Origin of the sequence: Thermoflexus sp. (assembly GCF_025055495.1) — a bacterium.
Classification (GTDB): Bacteria; Chloroflexota; Anaerolineae; order Thermoflexales; family Thermoflexaceae; genus Thermoflexus.
On record NZ_JANWXB010000029.1, the window covers coordinates 1 to 10,270 of the forward strand.

Here is a 10,270-nt window from a genome sequence, read left to right on the forward strand (position 1 = left end):
AACATCTTTGGGGGCGGAAGGGGGCGCTGAAAGCGTCCGGCTCCCCATCAAAGCCCCTCAGCGCTTTGTCCATTTTTCCATTTGGGGGTTTTTCGGGAGCGGTGCGGGGAGCAAAGGTCCTCCGCACCGTCCCCGGGGGAAGGGGCCATCGCCTTCCGGATGGGCTTCGGTTCCTCTAATCCCCGGTTTGTAGCTGGACAAAGCAATAGCACTTTGTCCAGTTATAAAATGGGGATTTGAGGCGTCAAAGCCCGTCTGGAAGGCAATGCCCCCTCAATCTTTCGGAGGCGGTACAGGGGCCAAGGCCTCCCCGCACCGCCCCCGACCTCCCCCAAATGAAAAAGGGACAAAGCAAGAAGTCTTTGATGCAGGATCGAACAGGCGCTACGGCCGTTGGGAACTTTCGCACAATCGAAGCCCCTTCTGGGCGTTCTCCTCCTGGGGGGAAATCGCCAGCGCCAGCTCGAACCAGGGGCGGGCCGCCTCACAATTTCCCAGATAATACTGCGAGAGCCCGAGGAGATACGCCATCTCCACCAGCCGGGCGCAACGGGGCTCCACGCTCAGGGTCTCCGGAGCGCACCTCTTCCCCTCCTGCTGCAGGATCTCCTGAAGCCGGGCGATCCCGCGGGGGAGGGTTTCCTCCTGGACCACTTCCTCATACCGGCGGCGGGCATACAACGTAACCCCCAGATGGTAAAGGATCCGCCAGTCGTCCGGGCCATACCGCCGCGCCTGCTCCAGGATCCGCTGCGCGTCCTCCAGGCGCCCCAGATTGTAGTAGAGCCATCCCAGCTCATCCAGAACCCTCGGGTCCTCCGGCCGCAGGGCGGCTGCCCGCTGGAAAGCCTCCACCGCGACAGGGGTCTGGCGAAGAACCAGGGCGTTGCGCCCCAGGGCCAGCCAGACGACCACCATGTGGGGATCCCGGGCCAGGGCTTCCCGATAGGCCGCCATGGCCTCCGCATATCGCCCCAGGGTTTCATAAACATACCCCAGGGCCCGGTGGACATGGGGGTGTTCCGGAGCCAGGGCTAAGGCTTTCTGGGCGGCCGCCAGGGCAGCCTGCGGGCGATGGGCGTCCGCATACGCTTCCGCCAGGTAAGCATACAGGGGACCGGACTCCGGCGCCCGGGCGATGGCCTGTTCTCCGACACGGATCGCCTCGGGGATCCTTCCCTGCCAGTCCAGGATCAGGGTCGCCATTCCCAGGATGGCGGGGTCCTCCGGGGCCAGCCGGCGCGCCCGTTCCGTCCAGGCAGCAGCCTCGTCCAGACGGTTGCTGAAGGCCAGCAGCTGGATCAGAGGGGGATAGCGGGCCGGGTTCTCTGGCTCCATGGAGAGGGCCAGCCGGTAGCCCTCCTCCGCCCGCCGGAGATCGCCGGCCCAATAGGCCGCTTCTGCCTGCCGGGCGTAATGGTCGGCGGAAGGGGTGGGCGAGGGGATAAAGCTCCCATTGGAAGGAGAGCGGTTCACCCCGAGCGAGCGATCGATCCACACCAGGGCGGCCAGGGCCAGCAGATCCAGAAACAGCCAGAACAGCCAGCGACGGCGTCGGCTCATCCTTCCTCCAGTCCCCGGAGGACCATCGAGGCGGTGGCCAAATTGGTGGCGAGGGGGACGTTATGCACATTGCACAGCCGCATCACGGTGCGGATGTCCGGCTCGTGGGGATGGGCGTAAAGGGGATCCACCAGGAAGATCACCGCGTCGATGCGGCCCTCCACGACCATCGCCGCGATCTGGGCATCCCCACCCTGAGGACCAGAGCGCACGCAGGCCACCTCCAGCCCCAGGGCCTCTTGGAGGGTGCGTCCAGTGGTCGCCGTCGCCACCAAGTGATGACGGGCCAGGCGCTCCCGCTCGCGCCGGGCCCATTCGACCAGCTCCGCCTTTTTTCCATCATGGGCGATGATCGCGATTCGTTTAGGCATACCTGATATCCCGAAAAGAGGCTTCTCCTATCGAGTTTAGCGCAGCCTTTCGGAGAAAAGGGGCTGCCTTTTCCCTGCTTCCCTCATCAGTTATACTGGAACCCCGAGATGCCCTCGCCATCGCGCCCGCTGGCCACCATTTTTCCACTGGAGGTGTTCCCATGCGCCTTCTCCTCGTGGGGAGCCTGATCGCCAGCGGTTTCTTGGTGCTCCTCGCCCTCATCGGGCTTCCACCCGGCTGGGCTGCACCGGCCCCCGCTTCCAGCGCCTCCTCCCCGAACCCGGTGGTCCCAGCCCTTCTGGACGAACAGTTCCTGGATCCTGGGCCAGGCCTTTTCCCCGGCGGGGCCGCGCTCCATCCTCGCTCGGGAGAGGTATGGGTCTGCCGGAGGGGCGGTGCGACGATCCTGCAAGGCGCGGAGCTCCGGGATATCCTTCCCGGATCATGCGCCCTGAACTTTCATGCCCAGACGGACCGTTGGTTTGCAGCGGAAGGCCGATCGGTGTTGATCATGAGCGGGACCACTCCGGTCGCGCGGGTGACGCTCCCATATACCGTGACAGGGCTGGTCCAGCACCCCCGGACCCAGCTCCTGTACGTGACCATGCAAAGGCATCCCTGGCCCCCGATTTCCACCGATCTGGCGGTCCTGAGCGGAACCACGGTTTTGACCACGATGAGCGCTCTGGACGCCCGGCTTCTCACCCCCCATCCGGAGAGCGGGCACGAATATGCTCTGGATCCTCAGCGGGACCGAACGGGTGGCTCACATTCCGATCGCCGGGCCGCTATATGAGCTTCGGTATCACCCGTATACCCGGCTGACTTACGTGGCAGCGCGGGATGAGCTCAAGATCCTCAACGGCCGTCAGGTGAGCGCCGCCCTGCCGGTGACGGAGACTTACCAGATCGCGGTGGATCCAGAAAGCGAACGGGCCTACGCCACGCACCTGATCCCGCGCTATCTCACGGTGCTCTCGCGGACAGAGGTGATCACGCGGATCCCCTTCCCCAACGGGCCGAATCCGATCGCCGTGATCCCCGGCTCTGGGGAGATCGTGGTGGGGGCCTTCCCCGATCGGTCAGTCCACGTCTTTTCCCGGGACCTCTCGCCATTGAGCGTCCTCACCATCCCCGTCCGCCCCCGCATCATCTCCGCTTCGCCGGATGGATGGGCGTATGTGAGCGGCTGGGGAGTTGGCCCCGTGGATGGGGAAACGCCACCCTCCGCCTTGTGGGTGCTGAGCCGTTCGGTTTCGATGGCTGGATACGTCAACGGCTTCGGCCTGGGCCCCTTGGCGCTCTCCCCGGACGGGGGGAGGCTGTATGCCCTGAATCCATATGAAGGATATTTCTACGTGCTTTCAGGGACAGAAACGCTCACTTCCTCCGTGCTCCCCCAATGGCCGACCGCCCCCGTGCAGTTGCCGCGGGGGCGCTGGATGGCGCTGGATCCTGGGACCGGATGGGTGTATGTGGGACATCCTGGGTTCTCGCTGTTGTGGATCTTCCAGGGCAGTGGGTGGATGACCCGAACCCCAGAGGGATCGTTGAACGTGCTGACCGCAGATCCCGAGCGCGGCGTGATCTGGGGAGGAGGAGGGAGCTCAAGCGCGCCCCTGCTCTTCGTGATCACGGGGACGACGGTGAGCACGATCCCCATCGGAGACCCAGAGGCCTCAACCTTCTTGGGTCCTGTTCGGGAGATCGCCTTGGATCCAGAGCGGAATTATCTCTACGCGCTGGGTCCGTTCCATCTGGCGGTCTTCTCCCTGACTACACCGATCACTGCGTCCTTCTGGCTGACCACCGTTGGAGCCGTCTACCCGCCTCAGGCCCTCGCGGTGCAGCCCGCCAGCGGCCTGGCGTATGTCGGGTCGGGGATGGGGACCACCGGCACGCTGTGGATCTTCGAGGGCCCCACCCTACGGGTCAGCCGGACGATGGCGGGGGTGCCCATCGCGCTGGCGGCGGATCCGCAGACGGGATGGGTATACGCGGCGCTGAGCGGAACCCGACAGGTGGCAGTGCTCACCGGGACGGCCCTCGCCTTCACGGTCTCCCTTCCCTTCGAGCCCCGGCGCATCTGGATTAGCCCCCGGAGCCATCTGGCGTATGGGGCCGGGGAAGTTCAGGTAGCCGCCCTGGATGGTCCGGCCATCCGCCGGGTGCTGACGACGGGGATCTTCCCCCGGGATATGGTGTTCGATCCGAGGACCGGCCTCGCCGTCCTGAGCCACGAAGGCGACAATCGGCTGGTCTGGATTGAGGAACGGGCGCTGGATCGGCGGCTCTGGCTTCCGCTGGTGATGAAGGGCCGATAACGGCTCCGAAGGGGACGTCGCCGGGCGAGGAGGCCGGGTAGATCTCGTGGGCCGGGCGCAGTGCCCACCGCGTGGGTTCCGGATAGAATAGCTACGCTTGGTGCTCGCTCAGATCTGGCCGGGGGGAAATTCCGGAATGGAATGGATCATCCTGGCGTGGCTCGCGCTGGGCGGCGGGATCCTCGGAGTCGTCGTCGGGCGACGGCTTTCCGGCCTGCGCGGAAGCAGCTTGGCGATGGGCATCGCCCTGGCCGGGGCGCTGGGGCTCTGGCTGGCCGCGTGGCGCCATCCTCCCCAGGAGGTGGTCCTTCGCCTCGAGCGGCCGTTCTCCATATTTCAGACCGCCTGGGTCTTCCGTCTCACGCCATCCGCCTGGGGGCAGGGACTGGGGGTTCTGATCGCCGGGTTCCTGGTGGCCTGGATGTGGGTGGCTTATCCGGGCCAGGGTCGAGGGTGGCCTCGGGCGCTGGCCCTTGGGATGGTGATTGTGGCCACCGGGGCCGCGCTGGCGGCGGATCTGTTCACCCTTCTCATCGCGTGGGCGATGCTGGATGCGATGTTCCTGGCCCTTCTCCTCATCCGTCGAGGCCAGGCCGTGGCCGATCGGGCGGTCCTGGCAGGCCTGGTGAACGGGGCGGCCCTTCTGTGCCTCTGGGCCGCTGCCTGGCAAATCTGGCGTGCCGGCGACAGCCTGTTCTGGAGCCGGATGGCCGGAACGGCGGCGCTCCCTTTCCTGTTGCTGGCCGTTCTGATCCGCCTGGACATCTACCCGTTCCATGTGGGGCGTCCCCCGGAGCTGGCGGATGAGGTCGACCGCGCCGCCCTTCTTTACGTGCTCCCCACGGCCCTCGGGCTGATGCTCTGGGCCCATCTGGCGCCCCTGCTCCACGGATGGGCCGGGATGCCATGGGTGGCCATGGCGCTGGGGCTCACGGCCCTGCTGGGCGGGTTGTGGGCTTGGGCCGAGCCCGATCCCCGGGCGGGGCTGGTGGAGGCCGCATGGGGGAGCGCGGCCTGGTGGGCCCTGTCCGGGCTGGCCCGTCCGGACGTCGCCCCGCTGGCAGCGATCCTGTGGCCGATCTGCTTCGCCCTGATCTTCGCTGGTCGCCCCTTCGATCCTGCCTCCCTCTGGGGATTTCCAGCCCTGATGGCAATCCTCACTATCGCCGGGCTTCCCCTTACTCCTGGCATGCCAGTGGCCACGGCGTTCTTCGGGGCCTGGCCGTTCTGGGCGTGGCCCTTTTTGATTTTTCCCTCCGCGTTGCTGCTGGGCGCTTTATGGCGAGGGTGGCGACGGACCGCGGAGGAACCCCTGCCACCGGAGCGGATCTGGCGGACCCTTTACGGTCTGGGGCTGGCGCTGGGGATGGCGGGGCTGGTCGGACTGGGAGCAGTCTTCGGGGCCTGGCAGGACGTGCCATCAGCGTTTCGGTTCCCGCTGCTGGCCAGCCCCGCGCTGGGGCTGGCGTTGCAATGGCAAGCGGAAAGGATCCACGCGGCCGCCCGGGGATGGGCGTGGGTGCGCCCTTTCCTGTCGCTGGACTGGATGTATGCGGGCCTCACCCGGCTGATCTCCCGTCCCGCTGCAGCGCTTCAACGGGTTCTAGAGTTCTTCAGCCACTCCGCGGTGATGTGGCTATGGATCATGGTGATCGCGGGGATCCTTCTCCTCTTCTGGCAGGGAGCCCTCCGTTAGAACCTCTATAAGTTACGCCGCTTATTTCCTCCAGGAGCATGGGCAGAGCCAGGCGCCGAAGCCGCCTGGCTCCGCCCCTAAGCCCGTGTGCGGACCGGGCTGGGCCTCTTGGAGGCCTGCTTGGTTTTTATTCTGCGATCCACCCCGCTTCCCGGAGCTTGGCCACGAGGGCCCGCTTGATGCCCTCCTTATCCAGAAAGTTGGTCACCGGGATGACGAGGGCATTCAGCCCTTTCAGCTCCTCCGTGTGCAATGGTTGGGCGACGATCACATCCACCGGGGCGCTCCGGACGCTGGAGAGATCCATATGTTCCACGCGGCCCGGGATGCCCAGCTCTCGAAGCGCATCCTCCACCGTCATCTTTAAAATCAGGCTGCTGCCCATCCCCACGCCGCAGACGGTCGCGATGCGCAGGGGATCCCGAATGAGCCTCATCACGCCCCTCCGAACAGGCCTCGCAGCGGGGTGAAGATCGCGTAGAGGATCCAGATGATCAGATACCAGTCGGGGTCAGCCAGGGTGGCCAGTTCCGGCGCTGTAGCGCTGAGCATCGGCCATGTGATGGCCTGGCCCACAGCCAGGAAAAGGCCGTTAATGGCCCCGCCCAGCAAAGCCCCTTTCCAGCCGCCCGTGGAGTTGCCGAAGACACCCGCCCCGCCACCCGGGAAGAACAGCATGATCATCGGCGGCACGATCGTCGCCCATCCCAGGGCACCGAACACCACCATCAGAACCAGGAAGACGACGGTGCCCGAAATGAAGCCCAGGATGACCGCGGTGGGCGCATAGGGGAAGACCACCGGCACGTCCAGAGCCGGCCGGGCGCCGGGGATCACCGTCAGAGAGATCCCTCGGAAAGCCGGGACGATCTCCGCCAGGAACATACGGACTCCGTAAAGCAGCACCGCGATCCCCGCGGCGAAGCGCAGGCCCTGGAGGATCGCCCATACGTATGGGTTCAGATCCTTGGCCTGCTCCGCCAGGACCTTGGGATCCGCGAAAATCGCGGCGACGAGGATGATCAACCCGATCACCACCCCCGTGCTGACGTTGATGTCTTTCATGAAGCCCAGCCACTTGGGAGGCGAGAGCTTCTCGGAGCTCTCCTCAGGCTTCCCGACAAATTGGCCGAGCAGCGCCCCCAGGAAAGCGGCGCTGGAGGAAGTATGACCATAGCCGAACTCGTCGCTCCCTGTCACGCGCCTCATGTAGCCATGGATGTAGAGCGGCTGGAAGGTCCAGTAGAGGGCCATGACCACCGTGCCGATCAGGATCAGCCCAAATGTGGAGAGGTTGGGCATGATGGCCAGCAGGGTGGCCGTCACGGTGAGGGAAACCCACCACATCAAGTGGCCGGTCAGATAGACGAAGCGGACATTGAGCAGGCGGGTGAGGATCAGGTGAAGGAGAAAGCCGAACGTCATGATGATCGCCGCGTGGCCGCCGCGCTCCGCAGTGAACTCGGCCAGGGTTTTGGCTGCCTGAGGGGGAGTGATCCGGAAGGCGGAGGCAACGATCGACTGAAAGGCCACCAGCCCCTGGACGAAGATGTCGGCCCCGGCCAGCATGATCAGCACACCGATGGCAGCCCGCAGCGTCCCTCCCACGACCTCTTCGAAGGCCCGGCGCTGCAGAATCAGGCCGATCGCCGTGATGAGGCCGATCAGGATGGCGACCTGCGTCAACAGGTTTGTCGCAATCCACTGCAGGATCTCCATGGTGCACCTCCGCGTTCATTTGGGGGCAATCAGCTGGACCTGGAATTGATAGCGATCCCCTCGATAGAGGGAACGCACAAACTCGATGACCTCGTCGTTCTCCAGGAAGGTGATCCGCTCGAGGAGGAAACCCGGCGAGCCTCGCGGCAATCCGAACCAGCGGGCCTCCTTCGGGGAAAGCACAACGGCCTGGATGGTCTGCTCTGCACGCTGCAGGCGCAGCCCATAGTGCTTTCGCAGCACCTCGTAGAGGGAGAGCTGGGAGAAATCGAAGGAGAGCAATCCCGGGCAGCGCGAGTGAGGGAGATAGGCGGTCTCCAGGGCCATAGGCTCCTCATCGGCCAACCGCAGCCGTTCCAATCGAACAACCTCCGTGCCGGGAGCGACGTTCAGGCGCTGGGCGATATCCGGAGGGGCCGGGAGGATCTCCTGAGAGAGCAGACGGCTCGAGGCCTTCATCCCCCGGGCGGCCATATCCTCGGTGAAGCTGGTCAGCCACTGAAGGGGTTGATGCATCCTCGCTCGGGCGACGAACGTGCCCTTGCCGGGCCGCGCGTAGAGGTATCCTTGGCGGATCAGCTCCTGCACCGCTTGGCGAACCGTCAACCGATTCACCCCGAACCATTCCGCCAGCAGCCGCTCTGAGGGCAATCGCCGGTGGCTGGGCATATGGGAGGCCTGGATGGCCTTCAGCAGGCGTTCACGGATCTGCATGTGGAGGGGAATCGGCCCTTCCCGATCCACTGGCTCCAGCAACAGAAGTCGCCTGAGCTCCTCGAGATTCAGTCCCGCTTCACGTCCCATCTCAGCACGGAAACAGCGCACAGGTAAGGAGATGCCCAGCCGGTCTCACCAGCCCTCACGGCGTGGCCTAATTCGCCCTGGATTTTCTGAGATAGTTGGTCTATACCAGATTATACCGAGGAAGCGGAAATTGTCAACAGCCCTACGGCCTTCGGGCCGCAGAGAGAAAGGTCCTTCCAGGTGGTCGAAACCGAATAGAAGGACCTCGTGGGACCGCCCTGGGGCCAGGGAAGATTTGACACGCCATGCGAAGGCTGTTAAATTATTAGTCAAAACCATAGCGCAACCTTGAATCCTCAAAAGCGATGAAGGGGAAGAGTAGGGATCCAGCGCCGCCCAGAGAGTCGGGGTTCAGGTGGGAGCCCGATGCGGATCCTGGATCCTGAATGGGCCCCGGAGCTGCCGCCCGAACCGGAGGGATCTTCCGTAGTAGGCGCGGCCGGAGACGCCACCGTTATCGGCTGAGGGCTTCGCCTGGCCTTGTCCAGGCGGCGCTCGCGGAAAAGAGAGGAGCCGGCTTCCCTTCAGGGGGTCGTGCTCAAAAAGGGTGGCACCACGGGCATAAACAGGGCCCGTCCCTTTGCGGGACGGGCCCTGTTTGTTTGTAGCGAAGACCAGGGGGACAGCCTCGTCCCGCAACCTGCCCATACGGCGCTGTGAGACCTACGAGCGGATGCCCCTTGCGGGAGGACAGACTCTCCGAGCCTAGGAGGTCGCGATGGTGAAAAAGAAGCGCGTGCTAACGGGCGATCGCCCGACCGGCCCTCTGCATCTGGGCCACTACGTTGGGACGCTGGCCAATCGGTTGCGGCTGCAGGATGAGTATGAGGTCTTCTTGGTGGTCGCGGATTATCACGCCCTCACCACCAAGCCGGAGAAGGCCGACATCCTGGCCGCCCGGGAATACATCCGCGAGATCGTGCTGGACTACTTGGCCGTGGGCATCGATCCGGAGAAGACCACCATCTACGTGCAGTCCGATGTCCCGGAGGTCTGCGAGCTGGCGCTGTTGTTCTCGATGCTGGTCACCCTGCCGCGCATCGAACGCATCCCCACTCTGAAGGACATGATCCGGGACCAGAAGATCGAGAACCCCTCGATGGGGCTCATGTTCTACCCCATCCTTCAGGCGGCCGACATCCTCCACGTTAAAGCGGAGATCGTCCCGGTAGGGAAGGATCAGGAGTCCCACATTGAGCTCTGCCGGGAGATCGCGCGCCGGTTCAACGGCCTCTACGGGGAGATCTTCCCGGAGCCGGAGGCGCTGATCGGGGATGTGCCCACCCTCCCCGGGATCGACGGGCGGGCCAAGATGAGCAAATCCCTGGGCAACGCCATTTTCCTCAGCGATCCCCCCGAGGAGATCGCCCGCAAGGTGATGCAAATGTTCACGGATCCCGCCCGGATCCGGCCGGATATCCCGGCGGACCCTGATGCGCCCCACAATGTTGTCTTCCGGTATCACGAGGCTTTCAACGACGACAAGGGCGAGGTGGAGGAGCTGAAGGCCCGCTACCGGCAGGGGAAAGTGGGGGATGTGGAGGTGAAGAAGCGGCTGATCGCTGCCCTGGAGCGGTTCCTGACGCCTATCCGCGAGCGACGAGCGTATTATGCGGCGCGGCCCCACCTCGTGGATGAAATCCTGGCCGCCGGCGCGGCGAAGGTCCGCCCGATCTCCCAGGCCACTCTGGCGGAGGCGCGGGAGGCGATGGGCCTCAGCGCCCGCCATCTGGCCGAGGTGAAAACCCGCTTCCTGTAAAAGTAAAAATCTTTTTGGGGCTGGGGGGGGGGC

Annotated in this window: 9 protein-coding genes and 1 other annotated feature; of the genes, 4 read left to right on the plus strand and 5 right to left on the minus strand. The window is 64.9% G+C overall.

Features of this window, described 5'->3' with window-relative positions:
- Nucleotides 1–384: 384 nt before the first annotated feature.
- Both NZM16_RS01055 and NZM16_RS01060 read right to left on the minus strand, forming a co-directional pair.
- A complete protein-coding gene (locus NZM16_RS01055; protein ID WP_295477876.1) occupies nt 385–1,563 on the minus strand; it encodes a tetratricopeptide repeat protein in 1,179 nt (392 codons plus the stop codon).
- Nucleotides 1,560–1,934, minus strand: coding sequence for a methylglyoxal synthase (locus NZM16_RS01060; protein ID WP_295477878.1), 375 nt, complete (start codon nt 1,932–1,934; stop codon nt 1,560–1,562). Before NZM16_RS01060 ends, NZM16_RS01055 begins: the two co-directional genes overlap by 4 nt.
- A 161-nt stretch (nt 1,935–2,095) precedes the next feature.
- Between NZM16_RS01060 and NZM16_RS01065 the strand changes: the two genes are divergently transcribed.
- The 3 genes from NZM16_RS01065 to NZM16_RS01075 all read left to right on the plus strand — a co-directional run bounded on the left by NZM16_RS01065 (nt 2,096) and on the right by NZM16_RS01075 (nt 5,955).
- Complete coding sequence (locus NZM16_RS01065) at nt 2,096–2,731, plus strand: hypothetical protein (RefSeq protein ID WP_295452777.1); 636 nt, start codon at nt 2,096–2,098, stop codon at nt 2,729–2,731.
- Complete coding sequence (locus tag NZM16_RS01070; RefSeq protein WP_295477881.1) at nt 2,667–4,259, plus strand: hypothetical protein; 1,593 nt, start codon at nt 2,667–2,669, stop codon at nt 4,257–4,259. Before NZM16_RS01065 ends, NZM16_RS01070 begins: the two co-directional genes overlap by 65 nt.
- 136 nt (nt 4,260–4,395) lie before the next feature.
- Nucleotides 4,396–5,955: a hypothetical protein gene (locus NZM16_RS01075; protein ID WP_295477884.1), complete on the plus strand. Its 1,560-nt coding sequence runs from the start codon at nt 4,396–4,398 to the stop codon at nt 5,953–5,955.
- Between the two features lie 127 nt (nt 5,956–6,082).
- Here the strand turns inward: NZM16_RS01075 and NZM16_RS01080 are convergent, their stop codons facing one another.
- The 3 genes from NZM16_RS01080 to NZM16_RS01090 are packed head-to-tail and all read right to left on the minus strand — an operon-like array spanning nt 6,083 to nt 8,430.
- Complete coding sequence (locus NZM16_RS01080; protein WP_295452770.1) at nt 6,083–6,391, minus strand: PTS sugar transporter subunit IIB; 309 nt, start codon at nt 6,389–6,391, stop codon at nt 6,083–6,085.
- Nucleotides 6,391–7,674, minus strand: coding sequence for a PTS ascorbate transporter subunit IIC (locus NZM16_RS01085; RefSeq protein ID WP_295452768.1), 1,284 nt, complete (start codon nt 7,672–7,674; stop codon nt 6,391–6,393). Before NZM16_RS01085 ends, NZM16_RS01080 begins: the two co-directional genes overlap by 1 nt.
- A gap of 15 nt (nt 7,675–7,689) precedes the next feature.
- On the minus strand, nt 7,690–8,430 hold the full coding sequence (locus tag NZM16_RS01090; protein ID WP_295452765.1) for a GntR family transcriptional regulator: 741 nt from the start codon (nt 8,428–8,430) through the stop codon (nt 7,690–7,692).
- 344 nt (nt 8,431–8,774) lie between these two features.
- Nucleotides 8,775–9,061: a binding site (T-box leader), on the plus strand.
- Between the two features lie 135 nt (nt 9,062–9,196).
- Here NZM16_RS01090 and trpS point away from each other — a divergent pair.
- The gene (gene trpS / locus NZM16_RS01095) at nt 9,197–10,237 is read left to right on the plus strand and encodes a tryptophan--tRNA ligase (RefSeq protein ID WP_295477887.1); all 1,041 of its coding nucleotides are present in this window, start codon (nt 9,197–9,199) and stop codon (nt 10,235–10,237) included.
- The last annotated feature ends 33 nt before the right edge of the window (nt 10,238–10,270 follow it).